This is a genomic window from Methylobacterium sp. P3_A11, from assembly GCF_056403155.1.
Genome location: NZ_JBFUGA010000014.1, coordinates 64,319 through 81,446 on the forward strand (window position 1 = coordinate 64,319; position 17,128 = coordinate 81,446).

Here is a 17,128-nt window from a genome sequence, read left to right on the forward strand (position 1 = left end):
TCAGTCGGGCTGATCCGCCGCCGGGATCAGCGCCCGAAGCGCCTGGGCGAGTTCGCCGAGGCCGGTCGCCCCCTTGGCGAGGACCCGGTCGGCCTGCCCGGCCAAACGCCGCCGATCCTCGGCCGTGATGTCCTTGGCGGTGAGAACCACCACGGGCACGTCCCGCCACTCCTCCCGCGCCCGGAGCGCCCGCAGGAAGGCGAAGCCGTCCATCTCGGGCATCATCAGATCGAGGAGGATGAGGCACGGCCGCTCCGCCTCGACGAAAGCGAGGGCGTGCAGCCCGTTCTCGGCCTCGCGCACGGGAAAGCCCTCGCGCGCGAGATAGGCGCAGAGATGTCCCCGCACGTCGGCTTCGTCCTCGACGACGAGGATCGACCCGTCCCCCGCGACCGGCCGGAAGCGATCGACGATCTGCCGCAGGCTGCCCCAATCGATCGGCTTCTGCAGGTAATCGGTGGCGCCGAGGGAAAACGCGAGGTTCTGCTCGTCGAGCACCGTGACCATCACGATCGGCGTCGCGCCGATCTCCGGATCGGCGCGCAACGCGCGCAGGACCGCCCAGCCGTCCATCTGCGGCATGGTGACGTCGAGGAGCACGGCCCGCGGTCGCAGGCTGCGGGCGAGTTCGAGGCCCCGCCGCCCGTCCTCCGCGACCGCGACCGGGAAGCCCTCCCGCTCCAGGAATCGGGCGAGCAGATCCCGGGTGGCCGCGTCGTCGTCGACCACCAGGATCGGCCTGCGGTCCCCAGCTGGCGCGACGGTCGCATCCGCCTCGTCCGATCTGTCCCCCGCGAAACGGTCCGGGAGCGTCAGCGTGAAGGTGGTGCCCGCCCCCTCGCGGCTCTCCACGGCGATCGCGCCGCCCAGCATCTCCGCGAAGGCCCGGGTGATCGCGAGCCCGAGCCCGGTCCCGCCGAAGCGCCGCGTGGTCGACGCGTCGGCCTGGGTGAACCGCTCGAACAGCCGGCCCACCTGCTCCTGCGTCATGCCGATGCCGGTATCGGAGACGGAGAACCGCAACGCCCCGCCGATGCGGACGACCGACAGGGTGATCCGGCCGTCCTTGGTGAATTTCGCGGCGTTACTCAGGAGGTTGATCAGGCACTGGCGCAGCTTCGTGACGTCGGTGTGGGCGGTGCCCAGATCGTCCTCGAGCGCCAGCTCCAGGGCGTTGCCCTTCTTGGCGATCAGCCCCTCGACCGTGACGGCGACCTCCCGCACCACGGTGGCGACGTCGAAATCCTCCGCGTAGACCTCGACCCGGTCGGCCTCGATCTTGGAGATGTCGAGCACGTCGTTGATCAGGCCGAGGAGGTGGCGGGCATTGGTCTCGATCTTCCGCATATCGGCGACGAGGTCGGCCTCGCCGAGATCCTCGAGCTCTTCCTGCACCATCTCGGCGTAGCCGATGACCGCGGAGAGCGGGGTGCGCAGCTCGTGGCTCATGTTAGCGAGGAACTGGCTCTTGGCCGCGTTGGCGGCTTCGGCGGCCGCGCGCGCCGCCTCGATCGCAGCCTCCGCTTCCTTGCGCTCGGTGATGTCGGTGTGGGTCCCGACCCATTCCCGCAGGGTCCCGTCGGTTTCGAGGATCGGGACGGCGCGCACGCTCATGTGCCGGTACGCCCCGGAGGCCGCCCGAATCCGGTGCTCCGTGGCGTAGGGCTCGCGGCTGGTCAGCGCGCGGGACCATGCGTCCAGGGTGTGCTGGCGGTCCTCGGGATGGACCGCGTCCAGGAAGCCGAGTCCCGCATAGGCGGCCTCATCCTGTCCGGTGAAGCGGCTCCAGGCGACCTGACGGCGGTGCAGGCTTCCCTCCGGATTGGCGGTCCAGACGATCGCCGCACTGGCCTCGATCAGCGATCGGAAGCGCTCCTCGCTCCGGCGCAGCCGGGCCTCCGCGAGATGGCGAATGGTCTCGTCGACCACGACGAGGCCCACGCCTTCCACGCTGTCGTCGGCTTCGCCGGCGTCGTCGCCCCGGAGCGGATAGAAGCTCATCGAGAAATGTCGCACGCCCCCCGGGGCCGAGGGGGTCGGCACGGCCACCGGGACGTCCGGGGAGACCAGGCCTTCCCGGAGCGCCGCGGCGAGCTTCGTGCTGAGTTCCTCCCGCAGGGTCGGGAGCATCGCCCAGATCGGCGCGCCCAGATCGGCCCCGAAGCCGCGCTCGCTCATGGTGGCGAGCGCCCGGTTCATGTGCCGGATGTTCAACGCGCGGTCGAGGAAGCCGAGGCCCACCGGCGCGTTGGCGAGGACGCCGTCGAGGAGCCGCGACATGCGCAAGGATTCCTGGCGCCGCACCAGGGCCAGCCGGGCGAGCAGGACGATCGCCCCGAGGGCCGCCGCTCCGGAGAGCAGGAACAGCAGGAGCCCGCGCCAATGCTCGCGCGCCTGCAGAACCCCAAGCTGATCCGTGGTCGCGGTCTGACGGGCGGCGGCTTCCGTTCGGATCGCGTCCATGAGGCGCTTGCCCTCGCCGGTGCGGACGAGGTCGATGGCGGGATCGAAGCCCTCGTTGCGCCGCGCCGCCACGACCCGGGCCGCGAAGTCCCGCTTCTGCGCGATCAGACCGGCGAGAGACGGACCGCCGGCGCGCACAGGCTCCTGCGCAGCCGCGCCGAGGCCCGCGAGGTCGGTCTCGATCCTGTTGAGCGCGGTCGTGTACGGGGTCAGGTAATCCTCRCTGCCGACCAGCACGAAGCCGCGCTCGCCCGTCTCCAGGTCCTTGACCTCGGAAATCAGCCGCTCGACCCCCGCGACAGTGGCGTTTGCCCGGGCGGTCGCCGTCCGGTCGGCCTCGCCCGCGACGTAGTTCGCCGTCCCGGCACCCAGGGCGACGACCAGCAGGACGAAGGCGGCGGGGGAGCCCAGGAGCCAGCTCAGCGGCCCGGCGCCGCGCCAATTGCGCCGACGCAGGCCGAAGATCGACCCGGTGCGTGCCTGGGCGCTCACGTTTCCACCAGCCCGGTGCTGGCGCCCGAGGCCTCGGAATCGGGCCGGCCGTGCGGCTGGGCGAGATAGTCCCGCGACCGCATCTCGATGAGACGCGAGACAGTCCGGTCGAACTCGAAGGCCTCGCGACCGGTCTCGGCGGTGTAGAGATCCGGCGCTTCGGCGGCCGCGGAGGCGACGAGCTTCACGTGCCGGTCGTAGAGGGTGTCGATCAGCGTGATGAAGCGCTTGGCCTCGTTCCGGTCCGCCTCCCCCATCACTGGGATCCCGTCCAGGATCACCGTGTGGTAGGCCCGAGCCAGCGCCATGTAGTCCGAGGCGCCCAGGGGCTTTCGGCAGAGATCGTCGAAATCGAAACGGGCGACACCGTTGGACTGCTCCGGGACCTCTACCGCCCGGCCGTGAACCGTGACCGTCGTCGGGAGGCCCCGCGCCTTGCCGGTTAGTCCCTTGAAGGCTGCATCGAGTGCCGCGCGCGCCGCCGCATCGGCCGGGACGTGATAGACCGCTGCGCCTCCGAGCTTCTCGAGCCGGAAGTCGGTCCGGGAGTCGAGCCGCACGACATCCACCCTGTCCGTCAGGGTCGCCACGAAGGGCAGGAACAGCGCCCGGTTCAGGCCGCCTTCGTAGAGCCGGTCAGGTTCGACGTTCGAGGTCGCCACCACGGTGACGCCCCGCCGGAACAGGTGACCGAACAGGCGGCCCAGGATCATCGCGTCGGCGATGTCGGTGACGGTGAATTCGTCGAAGCACAACAGGGTCGCCTCGTCGGCGAGCTGGTCGGCCACGGGGCCGATCGGGTCGTCGCCCTTCACGGTCCCGGCCTTGAGGGCCTGACGGTAGGCGTGGATGCGCTCGTGGGCGTCCGCCAGGAAGCCATGGAAATGTACTCGCCGCTTCGGCTCCGGGGCCGATTCATGGAAAAGGTCCATGAGCATGGTCTTCCCGCGCCCGACCGAGCCCCAGATGTACAGGCCCTTGATCGTCTCGGCTTCGTCCTTGCGCCGGAACAGCCAGCCCAGGGCGCTGGACTTGCTGGCGCGCTTTCGGCGCTGCAGGTCCATCACGAGCCGGTCGAGGGCGCGCACGAGGTGGCCCTGAGCCGGGTCGCGCTCGATGGCGCCCGTGGCGATGAGCGACTCGTAGCGCTCGTGGACCGGGCCGGGCGAGATCGCGCCGGCCCGCGCCGCCGGCGACGGGGCCACATGCTTGCCGGATCTGTCGTTCACGCCGCCGGTCCCTCGCTGCTCGTCGCGGCACCCCCGCGCCCGCGTCGGCGGTCAACGACCCGGAGCCGGTTCCAGTGCCGCGCAAGCTCGGCCTGAATCAAGTCCGGGGGCAAACAGCCGCGTTGAAGCGTCCCATAGCCCGCTCACAAGGTGGCTTCACAGAGGGGCACCCGTGCATCGCGCTGCATTGCACAACGTCTGGCGCAGTGCGACATCGTCCTCGTCCTGGGGAGGAGCGTCCGGACCAATCCGCGCGGCAGCGCGCACGAACCGGAGCTTCATCATGGCGAGACAAGCCCCCGATGTGCCCGCCCACAGCATCCGGCGCCTGTGGCAGGCGGATCGCGACGCGGTGCTGGACTACTTCCTGCGGCTGGATCCGGAGACCCGGGCAAGCCGCTTCATGGGCAATGTCAGCGAGGCCGGTGTCAGGGCCTATGCCGCGCGCGCTTTGATCGCTGAGGGCGTGATGTACGGCGCCTTCGCGGATGGCGTGATACGTGGGCTCGGCGAATTGCGGCCGATGGGTCCGAGCGTATCGCGGTGCGTCCTCGGTCCGCATGCCGAGGCTGCGTTCGCGGTGGAGCGCCCGTTCCGCAGGCGCGGGCTCGGCGCCGACCTGTTCGCCCGGATCGCCCGCGCGGCGCGCCATCGCGGCGTGATCGACCTGCACGTCCGCTGCCTGTCGGGCAATGGTCCGATGCTGCGGCTCGCCGCCCGTCACGGGGCCGCGCTCCAGCACACGGGCGGCGAGGTCGAAGGCGCCGTGCATCTCGCGCACCCGACGCCGTTCTCGCTGTGGTACGAGGGGATCGCGGAAGCCTTCGACTTCTCCCTGGCGGCGCGCTTTTCCAACCGGAACCCAGCGCCCAGCTGACGGCGCGGCTCACCCCGTGGCGTCGCCGACCAGCGCGAAGGTGAGCAGATCGACCGACGCGGCGCCGCCGCGCAGCAGCGCCCGGGCGGCCGCATTGCCGGTTGCGCCCGTGGTGACGACGTCATCGACCAGCAGAACCCGCCGCCCGCGGATCCGATGCTGCTCGGCAGCTGCCACCCGGAAGGCGCCGCTGAGGTTCTCGGCCCGCGCCGCGCGGCTCAACCCGACCTGCGACCGCGTCGCTCGTACGCGTATCAGTGCCGTCGGAACGATGGGTAAGCCCGCCGAAGCGGCGATCGCTCGGGCCAGCAGGGCCGATTGGTTGAACCGACGGCGCCACAGACGTCCCCGGTGGAGCGGCACCGGGACCATACATTCGGCGTCTGCGATCAGTGTCCGCCCGCTCGCGGCCATCATCCGCGCCATCCCCTGGGCCAGATCGAGCCGATCCTCGTATTTCAGACGGTGGACGAGGCGGCGCGCCCCGGCATCATAGAGGGCGACGGCCCGGGCACGCCCGAAGACCGGAGGTTCGGCGATCGCCCGCGGTGACAGCAGCGGGCCGACGCCGAGATCGACGGCGAACGGCGTGCCATAGCGCTGGCAGACCGGCTCGTCGATCAGGCGCAGGCCTGACCAGCAGGCCGGGCACAGGGCGCCAGGATCGGCGGTGGCGCTGCCGCAGCCCGCGCAAGTGGGCGGGTAGATCAGCGACAGAACCCCGCGCGGCAGACCGCGCAGGGCCGTTGCGACGGCGTGCAAGGCCGTCATGCGGGGAACGGGATCCCAGTGACCGGCGCGCTCAGCGCGCGGAGACGGGACGTGCCTGCGGCGCCATCTGCTGCTGTTCCACCTGGCGGTCACGGGAATTTGCGCGGTGGCGGCCGATGGCGCAGCCGGCGGCGGCACCCATAAGGCCGTGATGACCGGCATAGTGGCCGGCGATGCCGCCTACGATGGCGCCCTTGATGCAGCCCTTCGCCTCGGCGCCGCCCGCGGCAGCCAGGGTGGTGAGGGCCACGGCGGCCCCGACGAGCATGCGCTTCATGATGTGTGCTCCATGAGGAATCTCGGCCGTAAGGCCGGTTGCAGCAGGAACAGCGACGCTGCCGAGTCGTTCCATCACCATAGCGCAGCTCACGGTTCCGTGCGCGCGGACCATGCGGGCGGGCGCGAGAGGTGGCGCGACGCGTCCCCAGATGCCATCTCAGCCACGATGGATTCTCCCGCCGCCCTGTTCGACACGAGCCTCGCCCGGCGCCGCCTCGCCCGCGCCGGGCGGATTGGCTATCCGGGCTTCCTCCTCGATCGCCTCGCCGAGGACCTGGACGACCGCCTGGGGGCGGTCCTGCGCAGCTTCACGGCGGTCCTGGACCTCGCCACGCCGGCACCGGTGGCCGCCCGGATGCTCGCCGCCCGATATCCGGAGGCGCGGCATCTCCGCCTCGCGGCACTTCCGGAGCCGGGCGGCGCCGTGATCGTCGGCGACCCGGAGGTGCTTCCGCTCGCGCCGGGAAGCCTGGATCTCGCCGTCTCGCTCCTGGCCTTGCAGGCCGTGAACGACCTGCCGGGCTCGCTTATCCAGCTGCGCCGTGCCCTGCGGGCGGATGGGTTGTTCCTGGGCTGCCTGCTGGGTGGTGCGACGCTCACCGAGCTGCGTCAGAGCTTCGCCCAGGCCGAGAGCGAGGTCGAAGGCGGGATCAGCCCCCGGGTGGCTCCATTCGCCGCCGTCCGCGAGGCCGGCGCCCTGCTGCAACGGGCGGGTTTCGCGCTGCCGGTGGCCGACACCGACACGCTGACGGTGCGCTACGCGGACCCGTTCGGTCTCCTGCGCGATCTGCGCGCGATGGGCATGACCAACGTGCTCGTCGAGCGTCGGCGGACGCCGCTGCGGCGGGCGACCCTCCTGCGGACGGCCGAAATCTACGCCGAACGGTTCTCGGATCCGGATGGACGGGTGCGGGCGACCTTCGAGGTGCTATGGCTTTCGGGTTGGGTCCCGCACGAGACTCAGCAGAAGCCGCTCAGGCCCGGTACGGCGCAGACGCGGCTCGCGGATGCACTCGGAACCATCGAACTGAGGCCCGGTGAGGGGGGAGTGTCATGAAGGTGCCTGGACCGGATCATCCGATCACGATCGCGCCGGAGGCGCGCCGCGTCCGCGTCGTCGTCTCAGGCGTGCCGGTCGCCGATACCCGCAACGCGCTGCGCCTTCAGGAAGCGGACTATCCACCCGTCTTCTACGTCCCGAGGAGCGACATCCGATCCAGCTGCTTCGTCGCCTCACAGCGGTCAAGCCATTGCCCGTACAAGGGTGATGCCCACTATTTCGACCTCGTCGTCGATGGGACCCGGCGGCCGGACGCGGTCTGGAGCTACGGGGACCCCTTCCCCGCCGTCGCGGCGATCCGGGAGCATGTGGCGTTCTATCCGGATCGCGTTGACGCCATCGTGGTCGAAGACTGACCTGATCGCGCCTAGCCGCTTCAGTCCCTGACCGATCCCCAGAACGCATGCTTGCGTCCGTGCATGCGCCGCAGATCGTGGCGATAGGTCTGCGGATCGGGGGTGACGTCGCCCGCGGCGAGGCGGCCCGCCAGGCCATCGAGTTCCGCGAGGTAGCGTGCCCCGTGCGGATAGGCGGCGCTGCGACCGGATTCCAGGATGTCGTCCAGCAGGCGCCGGTACAGGATCGTGGCGGCGACCGGGTGGTCCTGGCTCAGCGCCTCGGCGGCCGGCGCCAGCACGGCGTACTGGTCGCCCTGCCAGATCTGCGGGCGCGCGGTCACGAGCCCTGCGGCGCGGTTCAGGTCCGGCCACCCGACCAGGAAGGCGAGCGCCCGGTGCGGTTGCGGGAACGCGTCGGCCCAGTCGAGGGCGCGCTGGAGCGCCTCCTCGTCCTCGAAATCCGGAAGCTTGGCCAGGTAGGTCCGCAGCATCGGCGCGTCGAGATCGCGCTCGAATCGCGCCCAGCGCAGGGCCTGCGCCTCATCGGCCCGTCCGAGGGTGTCGAGGATCTCGATCTCCAGCGCTTGCCGCGCCCGATCGGGTCCGCGGGGGTCGAACCCCGCGATCAGGTCGGCCCGGGTGGCGATGCGCGATCCCGGTTCCTGCGGGCGCCGGATCCAGTCCAGCGCCTCGCCTGGCCGCCCGGCGTCGAGTAGCCGCCGGGCGATCTCCGCACGGCTCTCGCGGCCGGGTAGCAGCGCGCCTTCGAGGGCGATGTACGCGTCCACATCGCCACGCCGGTCGGCGATGGCTTGCCGCAGACGCAGGATCTGGACGAGGCCCGCCCGACGGTGATGGGTCGCCCCCCGGTCGAGATCGCAGTCCGTCGCCTGCGCGGCGTCCGTTGCGGCGAGCCGCTGGTCAACCGCGCCGAGCGCCTCTTCGGGCAGGGACGGGATCATGTCTCCAAGCACGGCCGCATGCGGACCGAGCGGTTCCGACGCGCAGCGTGCGACGAGGCTCGCCGCGACCCGTACGGCATCGTCTGGCGGCAACGAGCCCGTCATCGCCACGACGGCGTCGGAGGCGCGCTCGAACACCCCCTGGACTGCGCCGGTGCTGTCGTCCACGCGATTGAGCACCGCGTCGGCCGCGTCGAGGAAGCGCAGGAGCCGGTCGAGGGCCGCCCCCGGGTCGAGGGGTCGCAACTCGTCGAGGATCACCGTGACGGTAGCGTTGAGATCGGCCGCGAACGATCGACGCTTCTGCCAGTCGATGAAGCCCTGAGCCCCCTCCAGGGCCGTGAGACGCCGGTCGACGATCGCCGCGACGGCATCCGGTCCCTGTAGAGCGGCAAGGGCCGCGCTGACCAGCTTCTTGAACGTGGGATTGCGTGCCGTCTCACCAAGGATCAGCCCGATGAGACGGTCGGGACCGAGTGCCGCGAGCGTCTCGGGCGACGGGGTCGTGCGGCGCGCGCCCTTTGGCCGGATCGGCGCCTCGGCGGGCGCAGCCGGCGTCACCCGCCGAGGGCGTGCCATCGCCGTCCCCGTCGATGCGCCGGACCACCCATGCCCATGACGTCCGGGCCGACTACTCCACGACCCGGGCGCGGGGCCGATCGCTGCCCTGCGCGGTCTCGTCGTGCCAGCCGCCGGCCTTGTCCTGGTAGCGGATGCCCTCGGTCGAGCCGGGCACCTGCTGCTCGGCCGCCGCGGCCTGGGCCGCCTGCAGCGCCGCCTCGCGGCTCGGGTAGGTCTCGGAGAACACGTCGCCGACCTTGTAGGCGAAGCCGCCGTCGTGTTCGACGATGCGATAGGTAACCTCGGACATCACGCCTCCTGTACGCGCCCTCTTCGATGACCGCGAACCCGCCGGAGGCCCCGCGGTTCCAGGTGACCTGCCCGCCGGCCTCCAATCTGCCGGAAAGTGAGTCTAGCGGCACCGGATCCCGGTACGCAGACGACGATGCAGCTTCGCCCGATCCTCGCCATCGCCCTCCTTATGGCCGCGCAGCCTGCCCGTGCCGAGCAGGGCTTCTTCGACCGGCTCCTCGGCGGATCCGGGCGCGGCGCGCCGCCCAATCCGTTCGCCTCCAACTATCCCTCGGCCCCACCCTCCCCCGAGGCGGTGCGCGCCGAGCGTCAGCGCCGGTCGGTCCGCGGCGAGCACGGCGGTCCGGCCGGTCCCCTCCCCCCGGGGCGGATCCCGGAGGAGTGAGGCACGGTCAGGCATCTCCGACCACGCCGGCCTCATCCTGGGCCTGGAGCACGTCCGGGCGCGGCATCGAGATGATGTTGTACCCGGCATCCACGAAGTGGACCTCGCCGGTGACACCGCCCGAGAGCGGCGACAGCAGGTAGAGGGCCGAGCCCCCGACATCGTCCAGGCTCACCGTGCGCCGCAGCGGCGCATGGGCGCGCTGGTGGTTGAACATCAGCCGCGCGTCGGCGATTCCCGCACCCGCCAGCGTCCGCATCGGTCCCGCAGAGAGCGCGTTGACGCGAATCCCATCCGGGCCAAGATCGCTCGCCAGGTAGCGGACGGACGCCTCCAGGGCCGCCTTGGCGACACCCATGACGTTGTAATTCGGCATGACCCGCGTGGCGCCACCGTAGGTCAGCGTCAGCAGGGCGCCGCCCGGCGTCATGCGCTTGGCCGCGCGCTGCGCGATCTCGGTGAACGAGAAGCACGAGATCGTCATCGTGCGCACGAAATTCTCACGGGTCGTCACATCGACGTAGCGCCCCTTCAGTTGCGCCTTGTCGGAGAAGCCGATCGCATGGACGACGAAATCGAGGCCGCCGTCGAATCGTGCGTCGAGGGCCTCGAAGGTCGCGTCGACGGAGGCGATGTCCTCGACGTCGCAGGGCAGCACGATGTCGGAATCGACCTTGGCGGCTAGTGGTGCCACGCGTCGGCCGAGCGCCTCGCCCTGATAGGTGAAGGCCAGCCGCGCACCCTGGCCGTGCAGCGCCTTGGCGATGCCCCAGGCAATCGAGTGATCGTTCGCGACGCCCATGATCAGGCCGCGCTTGCCTGCCATCAAACCCGTCATGCCGCCTCACATCCTGACCGATTAGGCCGTCCCCGTGAGGCGGGGGCGGCAGACCGCCGTCCCGATACGGAACGCGTCAGGCTGCCTTAACGCGCCTCGCCCCGCGTTCCAAACGCGGTCAGTGGCGGGCAAAAAAAAGCCCCGCCGCGAGGCGGGGCTACTCCGGCATTACGGACTGGCTTAGAAGTGCCCGTCCGTATGGGTGTGCGCATCCTCGATCACCGCCTGCTTCGCGTAGATGGCGGCGCAACCGGCGATCAGCAGGCCGCCAAGCGTTCCAAAGATGAAAGTGCTCATCGCCATCACCGAATCCCAACATCGGGTAAACGCCGACCGCGCAAATCCAGTTCCGCGGCGCGGTCAGGCGTCGACGTGTTTCAGGACCAGGGTCGCGTTGGTGCCGCCGAAGCCGAAGGAATTCGTCAGCACGTGCCCGAGTTGGGCATTGTCCCGGCGCGCACGCAGGATCGGCATGTCGGCGAAGGCCGGATCGAGGGTCTCGATATGCGCGCTCTCGCAGATGAATCCGTTGTTCATCATCAGCAGGCTGTAGATCGCTTCCTGAACGCCGGTGGCGCCCAGGGAATGGCCGGTCAGCGACTTGGTGGCCGAGATGGGCGGGCAATCGTCTCCACGGCCGAACACCTCGCGGATCGCCTCGATCTCCTTGTCGTCGCCCACGGGCGTCGAGGTGGCGTGCGGGTTGATGTAGTCGATTCGCGCGCCCTTGAGTCCCTCGATCGCCTGGCGCATGCAACGCACGGCGCCCTCGCCGGAGGGGGCCACCATGTCGTGACCGTCCGAGGTGGCGCCGTAGCCGGCGACCTCGCCATAAATCCGGGCGCCCCGCGCCTTGGCGTGCTCCAATTCCTCGAGGACCAGAACGCCAGCACCGCCCGCGATGACGAAGCCGTCACGGTTGGCGTCGTAGGCCCGGGAGGCCCGCGACGGCGTGTCGTTGAACTTGGACGACATCGCGCCCATGGCGTCGAACAGCACCGACAGGGTCCAGTCGAGATCCTCGCAGCCGCCCGCGAAGATGATGTCCTGCCGGCCGCCCTGGATGATCTCGGTGGCGTTGCCGATGCAGTGGTTCGACGTCGCGCAGGCCGACGATATGGAGTAGTTCACGCCCCGGATCTTGAACCAGGTCGCCAGGGTCGCCGAGGCGGTCGACGACATCGCCTTCGGCACGGCGAACGGGCCGATCCGCTTCGGTCCCTTCTCGCGGGCAATGGCTGCGGCCTCGACGATCACCCGCGTCGAGGGTCCGCCCGAACCCATGATGATGCCGGTGCGCTCGTTGGAAATGTCGCCGGGCGCGAGCCCGGCATCCTGGATCGCCTGATCCATGGCCACGTGATTCCACGCGGTGCCGCCGCCGTGGAAGCGCATCGCGCGCCGATCCACGACACCCTCCGGATCGAGGGTCGGCGCCCCCGAGACTTGGCTGCGGAAGCCGTGCTCGGCGTAGCTGGCGTCGCGCGAAATGCCCGAACGGGCTTCGCGCAGGGAGGCGAGCACCTCCTGCGTGTTGTTGCCGATGGACGAGACGATACCCATCCCGGTGATGACGACGCGGCGCATGATGGTGACACTACCTCCGTCGCGGCCTCGGTCGCCCGGGCCGCGTCCCGGTCAGCTAAGGTGACGCGGACACAATCTCAACCGCCGAGACCGTCCGACGTTGCGGCCTCGCCGCGAACCGGACGTTCGACTGGCGCGATTTCAGCTCTGGAACAGGCCGACCCGCATGTCCTGAACTTGATAGACGCGCTCGCCGTCGGCCTCGAGCCAGCCGTCGCCGATGCCGAGAACCAGCTTGCCCTGGCGGACACGCTTCACGTCGACATTGTATACGACCTTCTTCATCGACGGCAGAACCTGGCCGGCGAGCTTCACCTCGCCGACGCCGAGGGCGCGGCCGCGGCCCGGCGCGCCGAGCCAGCCCAGATGGAAGCCCAGCATCTGCCAGAGGGCGTCCAGGCCGAGGCAGCCCGGCATCACCGGATCACCCTGGAAATGGCAGGGGAAGAACCACAGGTCAGGCCGGATATCGAGCTCGGCCGTCACGTGCCCCTTGCCGTGGGCGCCGCCCTCCGCGGCGATGGACGTGATGCGGTCGAACATCAGCATCGGCGGCAGGGGCAGCTGCGCGTTGCCCGGTCCGAAGAGTTCGCCGCGCCCGCAGGCCAGAAGATCTTCGTAGGAATAGTGTGACCGGCGGTTCGCGCCCTGCGCGGGTGTGTCGGCGTCTGGCGGCATTGCGGTGGCTGTTTCCTCGGATGTGCGCGATCTTCGCGTCGCGGACGACAATACTCGCCCCGTCGGCTGGCGCGCGGGTTAGCATGAGGCGTCGCGCCTTCAAAGCCTTCAACCGCGGTCCAGGCGGTCGGGCAAGGCTCGGGTTGCGACCGCCCGACCACTTCAATATACTCAGGAGACGTCCGTTCCTTCAGGCCCCTCGTCGAGCGTTCAGTCCAGCGATGTCCGAACCGGTGCCATTCCAGGCCGCCTTCAACGGCCGGGTCCCCGCCCCCCAGCTGGAGGCCAACGGGACTCCGCGCCGCGGCTGCCCGCTGTCCGATCTGCGCGACCGCCTGCGTCGGGCGGGCCTGCGGCCGACCCGGCAGCGCCTGTCCCTGGGCTGGCTGCTCTTCGGCCGTGGCGACCGCCACCTCACCGCCGAAATGCTCTACGACGAGGCGATGCGCGCCAAGGTGCCGGTCTCCCTGGCGACGGTGTACAATACGCTTCACCAGTTCACCGAGGCCGGGCTGCTGCGCCAACTCGCTCTCGACGGGTCGAAGGCATATTTCGACACGAACCCGACCGAGCACCACCACTTCTACCTGGAGGACGAGAGCCAGGTGATCGACATGCCCGATTGCGGGATCACGGTCGATTCGCTCCCGGAGGCCCCCGAGGGCATGGAGATCGCCGGCGTCGAGGTGATCGTCCGCCTGCGGCGCAGTCGCCCGGCCGGCCGCCGCCAGAGCTGATCCGGCGCCGGCGCAGTCCAGCTGACACTGACGGTGAGGCCCGGTTTCGTCCGGGCCTTTCTCGTTCGTGGGTCCGGCTCCTATTCCACGACTTCGTTGGGGTAGACGCCCCAGAGGCGATTCTGCCGGATGTAGCCGTCGACGTCGCGCTTGTTCGGGAGTGCGACGATCAGGCGGCACCATGTTCCGGTGCAGCTCTTGACGCTGCCGATCACCCCCGTCTGGAGCTTGGCCTCGTCCTCGGAGCCGTCGTCGGCCTTGGCGCGGAGCGACACAGCCGCCTTCTCGGCCCCTTTGTCCGGACCGGCATTGACTATGGCAGTGCGGCGACCGGATAGGAGCGAGTGCAGCACCCAGCCTTCGGTGCCTTCCGAATCGCGGATCCGGCGCCAGGTCTCGAACTCGCCCACGATCTCGACCGGCAGGCCGGCGCGCTGGAACACCCAGAGAGTGCGATGATCCTTGGACGGCCCCTCGCGGAGGTTGACGCGATCGGTCTTCAGGCTCGCGTAGCGTGGCAGCGGCAGCTTGGTCACCGGCCCGACGCCCGCCTCGGGTCCTGCGGGCGCCGCCGCCCGGACGCCGGTCGTGAGGCTGAAGGCCAGCAGCGCCGCGACGGCGAAGCTGTGGCGTGACACGCGCATGGTCCTCTCCCTATCCGGACGTGGCTCTGGTGGGTGCCGGGCCTGTCGAAAGTCGGCCGGGTTCGGTAAGCGAGCCCGCTTCCGATTGTGTTCCGGCCCACCTCTGGTAGAGAGGCCGAAGGGTCGGAACAGGCTCCGCAACCGGTGCCCCGTGACCGATCCTGTCTGGCCGAGTTCGGTTAACGGACGCTTGCGGGAAGCGGTCCGGACGAGAGCCGCCGGGCGTAAGCCGCAAACAGGGCCGCAGGGCTGACGGGGAGAGACACGTGTCGAAGCGCAAGCCGCTGGTGGTCGTGACGCGGCGCCTGCCGGATGCCGTCGAGACGCGGATGCGCGAGCTGTTCGACGTCCGGCTCAATTCGGAAGACGCGCCCCTCGCGCCGGACGCCCTGGCGGCGGCCCTGCGGGAGGCCGACGTCCTGGTTCCTACCGTCACGGACGAGATCGATGCCGGACTGATCGCCCAGGTCGGCCCGAACCTGCGGCTGATCGCCAATTTCGGCAACGGCGTCGACCATATCGACGTGGCCGCGGCCCTCGAGCGCGGCATCACGGTCACCAACACGCCCGGCGTGCTGACCGAGGACACGGCCGACATGACCATGGCGCTGATCCTCGCGGTGGCGCGCCGGGTCACCGAGGGCGCGCGCATCATCCCGGACGACGAGTGGACCACCGGCTGGTCGCCGACCTGGATGCTCGGCCGGCGGATCACCGGCAAGCGCCTCGGCATCGTCGGCATGGGCCGGATCGGCCAGGCGCTCGCCAAGCGCGCCCGCGCCTTCGGCCTGCAGGTCCACTACCACAACCGTCGGCGGGTGCCGGCGGCGATCGAGAGCGCGCTGGACGCGACCTACTGGGAATCCCTCGACCAGATGCTGGCGCGGGTCGATATCGTCTCGGTGAACTGCCCGCACACGCCCGCGACCTATCACCTGCTGTCGGCGCGGCGCCTGAAGCTGCTCAAGCCCGAAGCCATCGTGGTGAACACCGCCCGCGGCGAGGTGATCGACGAGAACGCCCTGGCGCGTCTCATCGAGGGCGGCGAGGTCTCTGCGGCCGGCCTCGACGTGTTCGAGCAGGAGCCCGCCGTCAGCCCGCGGCTCGTGAAGCTCGCCCGCCAGGGCAAGGTCGTCCTGCTGCCCCATATGGGCTCGGCGACTTACGAGAGCCGCATCGACATGGGCGAGAAGGTGATCATCAACATCAAGACCTTCATGGACGGCCACCGGCCGCCGGACCGCATCCTGCCCAGCATGCTCTGACCCGGAGGCGTCCTGCTCTGCTACAGGGCGTCGCCCGCGGTGACCGGCTGCTTGGCGCCCTGCCCGCTCTGGAACAGGCGCTCGCTGGTGAGCTTCAGGAAGTAGAAGCCGAATTCCGGGTTCTGGTAATAGAGCTGCTTGACGTCGGAATATGACACGCACAGGGCATGGCCCGCCTCAACGCAGACAAGTGAGGCGGTGCGGGCGTTGCCGGGCGACAGCAGGCCCAGCTCCCCAACGATCCCGCCCTTGCGCACCTCAATCCCGACTTCCGGGATCCGGAACAGCCCACTCTCGATGTAGTACATCTCGTTGGCGAGATCGCCTTTGCGGAACACCACCTCGCCGATACCGAACGGGCGCCGCGAGCCGAAGGGCCGCAACCACTCCAGCGACAGGTCGCCGTCGGCAGCGGTCTCCACGTCGCGGACGAGGCGCATCATCTGCCAGAGCCGGTAGGCGTTGAACGGCATCTGGATCAGCTCGGTCAACACGACCGGCATGCTGCCGATCAGGGTGCCGTAGGTGATCACCGCGCAGCTCGCGCAGAGCGAGATGATCCGCAACGGGATCATCGTGCTCATGGCGGTCGCCGAAATGGTCAGCGCCGTCCCGAGGTAGCCGATCCCCTCGACCCAATCCATCGCCGCCCCCTGACGCGTGTCGCCCGGGGGATGCCTGTCTTGGTCCGATCGGGCAAGCACGCCAGGCCTGTCCGCGCTGCGCGCGCATCAGCCTGTGCCCGGGCGGATACGCTGCGCGGCCTTGTCCCCAACGACCGCAGCCACGGCTTCGGCGGCGCGGACGCCCTCCGCGTAGGCGCCGCCGACGGTGCCCCATTGCTCGCGGGACAGCGCCTCGCCGGCGAACCAGACCGTATCGGCGACCGACGCGCGGAGGGCCTGCCGTGCCGGCGCATGGCCGGGCGGCACCACCGCCCAGGAGCCGCGCGACCACCGGTCGTGACGCCACAGGCTGACCGCCGGAATCGTGAGGTCGCGCAGCCGCCCCACCCCGAAATGCTCGGTCAGGACCGCCCGGACATGGCGGCGCACGCCGTCCGCGCCCGAGCCTGCGGCATCGATCGCGGCGGCCTCGTGGAGATCGAGCTCGTAGTAGTGAAACGGCGTGCCGTCGATGCGTGTGAGCAGCCCGGGCGGCGCGCGCCGGCCGCCGTGGATCGCGGCCAGCCTGTCGCGGCCCCGAAACGGGCTCGACGGCCAGTGCAGCACCGCGTGCTCGTAGATCCCGGTGGTGAAGCCGTCGATGGCGGCGCGGACCGCGTTCGGGAGCGGCGGCGTGAAGACCGGCCCGTCCCGCAGGACCATCATCGGCACCGTCACGATCACGGCGCGGGCGACGTGGTCCACGCCGGTCGCGGTGGTCGCGCGGATCCGGCCGCCGGACCAGTCGATCCGTTCTACCGGGGTCGCCAAAGCCACCGGCAATCCGTCGGCCAGCCGGGCGAGATAGCTGCCGTAGCCATCGGCCAGGAAATAATTGTCGCCGTATTCGAGGCTCGGGAAATCCTGAAGCGAAACCTCACCCAGCGGCCGGCCCGAGACGAGGCCGTGGACCTGCGCCACCCGCGCGCCCCAGGGGCCGAGCCCGGGCGGCAGGGCGCTGCCGGCCGGCCGATCGGGGCCGGGC

The 17,128-nt window shown here is 70.2% G+C and carries 18 protein-coding genes; 6 read left to right on the plus strand and 12 right to left on the minus strand.

Features of this window, described 5'->3' with window-relative positions:
• Together AC1DXK_RS06945 and zapE are read right to left on the minus strand one after the other, a co-directional pair.
• The gene (locus tag AC1DXK_RS06945; protein WP_457103882.1) at positions 1–2,955 is read right to left on the minus strand and encodes a response regulator; all 2,955 of its coding nucleotides are present in this window, start codon (positions 2,953–2,955) and stop codon (positions 1–3) included.
• A complete protein-coding gene (gene zapE / locus AC1DXK_RS06950; RefSeq protein WP_457103881.1) occupies positions 2,952–4,184 on the minus strand; it encodes a cell division protein ZapE in 1,233 nt (410 codons plus the stop codon). The genes AC1DXK_RS06945 and zapE overlap by 4 nt, the downstream gene beginning before the upstream one ends.
• Before the next feature lie 283 nt (positions 4,185–4,467).
• On the opposite strand from zapE, the gene AC1DXK_RS06955 reads away from it, so the two are divergent.
• Positions 4,468–5,061 (plus strand): GNAT family N-acetyltransferase, encoded by a 594-nt coding sequence (locus AC1DXK_RS06955; protein WP_457103880.1) that lies wholly within the window; start codon positions 4,468–4,470, stop codon positions 5,059–5,061.
• A gap of 9 nt (positions 5,062–5,070) precedes the next feature.
• Here AC1DXK_RS06955 and AC1DXK_RS06960 read toward each other — a convergent pair whose 3' ends face one another.
• A complete protein-coding gene (locus tag AC1DXK_RS06960) occupies positions 5,071–5,832 on the minus strand; it encodes a ComF family protein (protein ID WP_457103879.1) in 762 nt (253 codons plus the stop codon).
• Between the two features lie 31 nt (positions 5,833–5,863).
• The gene (locus tag AC1DXK_RS06965) at positions 5,864–6,109 is read right to left on the minus strand and encodes a hypothetical protein (RefSeq protein WP_457103878.1); all 246 of its coding nucleotides are present in this window, start codon (positions 6,107–6,109) and stop codon (positions 5,864–5,866) included.
• Positions 6,110–6,277: 168 nt separating this feature from the next.
• Between AC1DXK_RS06965 and AC1DXK_RS06970 the strand changes: the two genes are divergently transcribed.
• Both AC1DXK_RS06970 and AC1DXK_RS06975 read left to right on the plus strand, forming a co-directional pair.
• Positions 6,278–7,168, plus strand: a complete 891-nt coding sequence (locus AC1DXK_RS06970) for a methyltransferase domain-containing protein (protein WP_457103877.1) — start codon at positions 6,278–6,280, stop codon at positions 7,166–7,168.
• Positions 7,165–7,527, plus strand: a complete 363-nt coding sequence (locus AC1DXK_RS06975; protein WP_457103876.1) for a DUF427 domain-containing protein — start codon at positions 7,165–7,167, stop codon at positions 7,525–7,527. The genes AC1DXK_RS06970 and AC1DXK_RS06975 overlap by 4 nt, the downstream gene beginning before the upstream one ends.
• A 20-nt stretch (positions 7,528–7,547) precedes the next feature.
• Here AC1DXK_RS06975 and AC1DXK_RS06980 read toward each other — a convergent pair whose 3' ends face one another.
• Positions 7,548–9,050: a DUF6880 family protein gene (locus AC1DXK_RS06980; RefSeq protein ID WP_457103875.1), complete on the minus strand. Its 1,503-nt coding sequence runs from the start codon at positions 9,048–9,050 to the stop codon at positions 7,548–7,550.
• 52 nt (positions 9,051–9,102) lie between these two features.
• Complete coding sequence (locus tag AC1DXK_RS06985; protein WP_457103874.1) at positions 9,103–9,342, minus strand: hypothetical protein; 240 nt, start codon at positions 9,340–9,342, stop codon at positions 9,103–9,105.
• Between the two features lie 135 nt (positions 9,343–9,477).
• On the opposite strand from AC1DXK_RS06985, the gene AC1DXK_RS06990 reads away from it, so the two are divergent.
• Positions 9,478–9,729 carry a hypothetical protein gene (locus AC1DXK_RS06990; RefSeq protein WP_457103873.1) on the plus strand — a complete coding sequence of 84 codons (252 nt, stop codon included), beginning with the start codon at positions 9,478–9,480 and terminating at the stop codon, positions 9,727–9,729.
• 7 nt (positions 9,730–9,736) lie between these two features.
• Here AC1DXK_RS06990 and fabI read toward each other — a convergent pair whose 3' ends face one another.
• The 3 genes from fabI to fabA all read right to left on the minus strand — a co-directional run bounded on the left by fabI (position 9,737) and on the right by fabA (position 12,832).
• Complete coding sequence (fabI, locus tag AC1DXK_RS06995) at positions 9,737–10,567, minus strand: enoyl-ACP reductase FabI (protein ID WP_457103872.1); 831 nt, start codon at positions 10,565–10,567, stop codon at positions 9,737–9,739.
• A gap of 360 nt (positions 10,568–10,927) precedes the next feature.
• A complete protein-coding gene (gene fabB, locus AC1DXK_RS07000; protein ID WP_457103870.1) occupies positions 10,928–12,154 on the minus strand; it encodes a beta-ketoacyl-ACP synthase I in 1,227 nt (408 codons plus the stop codon).
• A 141-nt stretch (positions 12,155–12,295) separates the two neighbouring features.
• Positions 12,296–12,832 (minus strand): 3-hydroxyacyl-[acyl-carrier-protein] dehydratase FabA, encoded by a 537-nt coding sequence (gene fabA / locus AC1DXK_RS07005; protein ID WP_457103869.1) that lies wholly within the window; start codon positions 12,830–12,832, stop codon positions 12,296–12,298.
• A 221-nt stretch (positions 12,833–13,053) separates the two neighbouring features.
• On the opposite strand from fabA, the gene irr reads away from it, so the two are divergent.
• The gene (gene irr, locus AC1DXK_RS07010; RefSeq protein ID WP_457103868.1) at positions 13,054–13,569 is read left to right on the plus strand and encodes a Fur family transcriptional regulator Irr; all 516 of its coding nucleotides are present in this window, start codon (positions 13,054–13,056) and stop codon (positions 13,567–13,569) included.
• Positions 13,570–13,649: 80 nt separating this feature from the next.
• Here the strand turns inward: irr and AC1DXK_RS07015 are convergent, their stop codons facing one another.
• Complete coding sequence (locus AC1DXK_RS07015) at positions 13,650–14,213, minus strand: SH3 domain-containing protein (protein WP_457103867.1); 564 nt, start codon at positions 14,211–14,213, stop codon at positions 13,650–13,652.
• A 266-nt stretch (positions 14,214–14,479) separates the two neighbouring features.
• Here AC1DXK_RS07015 and AC1DXK_RS07020 point away from each other — a divergent pair, with 266 nt between their 5' ends.
• A complete protein-coding gene (locus AC1DXK_RS07020; RefSeq protein WP_457103866.1) occupies positions 14,480–15,478 on the plus strand; it encodes a 2-hydroxyacid dehydrogenase in 999 nt (332 codons plus the stop codon).
• Positions 15,479–15,498: 20 nt separating this feature from the next.
• On the opposite strand, the gene AC1DXK_RS07025 is transcribed toward AC1DXK_RS07020, so the two are convergent.
• Together AC1DXK_RS07025 and AC1DXK_RS07030 are read right to left on the minus strand one after the other, a co-directional pair.
• Positions 15,499–16,122: a Crp/Fnr family transcriptional regulator gene (locus AC1DXK_RS07025; protein ID WP_457103865.1), complete on the minus strand. Its 624-nt coding sequence runs from the start codon at positions 16,120–16,122 to the stop codon at positions 15,499–15,501.
• Between the two features lie 87 nt (positions 16,123–16,209).
• Positions 16,210–17,128: flavin monoamine oxidase family protein (locus AC1DXK_RS07030; protein WP_477297280.1), on the minus strand; the 919-nt coding region annotated here is incomplete at its 5' end.

What these genes read in the sequence shown, in the direction of transcription:
- AC1DXK_RS06955 (WP_457103880.1), top strand. Translation starts at nt 4,468, where the DNA reads ATGGCGAGACAAGCCCCCGATGTGCCCGCCCACAGCATCCGGCGCCTG.
- AC1DXK_RS06960 (WP_457103879.1), bottom strand. Translation starts at nt 5,832, where the DNA reads ATGACGGCCTTGCACGCCGTCGCAACGGCCCTGCGCGGTCTGCCGCGC.
- AC1DXK_RS06965 (WP_457103878.1), bottom strand. Translation starts at nt 6,109, where the DNA reads ATGAAGCGCATGCTCGTCGGGGCCGCCGTGGCCCTCACCACCCTGGCT.
- AC1DXK_RS06970 (WP_457103877.1), top strand. Translation starts at nt 6,278, where the DNA reads ATGGATTCTCCCGCCGCCCTGTTCGACACGAGCCTCGCCCGGCGCCGC.
- AC1DXK_RS06975 (WP_457103876.1), top strand. Translation starts at nt 7,165, where the DNA reads ATGAAGGTGCCTGGACCGGATCATCCGATCACGATCGCGCCGGAGGCG.
- AC1DXK_RS06980 (WP_457103875.1), bottom strand. Translation starts at nt 9,050, where the DNA reads ATGGCACGCCCTCGGCGGGTGACGCCGGCTGCGCCCGCCGAGGCGCCG.
- AC1DXK_RS06985 (WP_457103874.1), bottom strand. Translation starts at nt 9,342, where the DNA reads ATGTCCGAGGTTACCTATCGCATCGTCGAACACGACGGCGGCTTCGCC.
- AC1DXK_RS06990 (WP_457103873.1), top strand. Translation starts at nt 9,478, where the DNA reads ATGCAGCTTCGCCCGATCCTCGCCATCGCCCTCCTTATGGCCGCGCAG.
- fabI (WP_457103872.1), bottom strand. Translation starts at nt 10,567, where the DNA reads ATGACGGGTTTGATGGCAGGCAAGCGCGGCCTGATCATGGGCGTCGCG.
- fabB (WP_457103870.1), bottom strand. Translation starts at nt 12,154, where the DNA reads ATGCGCCGCGTCGTCATCACCGGGATGGGTATCGTCTCGTCCATCGGC.
- fabA (WP_457103869.1), bottom strand. Translation starts at nt 12,832, where the DNA reads ATGCCGCCAGACGCCGACACACCCGCGCAGGGCGCGAACCGCCGGTCA.
- irr (WP_457103868.1), top strand. Translation starts at nt 13,054, where the DNA reads ATGTCCGAACCGGTGCCATTCCAGGCCGCCTTCAACGGCCGGGTCCCC.
- AC1DXK_RS07015 (WP_457103867.1), bottom strand. Translation starts at nt 14,213, where the DNA reads ATGCGCGTGTCACGCCACAGCTTCGCCGTCGCGGCGCTGCTGGCCTTC.
- AC1DXK_RS07025 (WP_457103865.1), bottom strand. Translation starts at nt 16,122, where the DNA reads ATGGATTGGGTCGAGGGGATCGGCTACCTCGGGACGGCGCTGACCATT.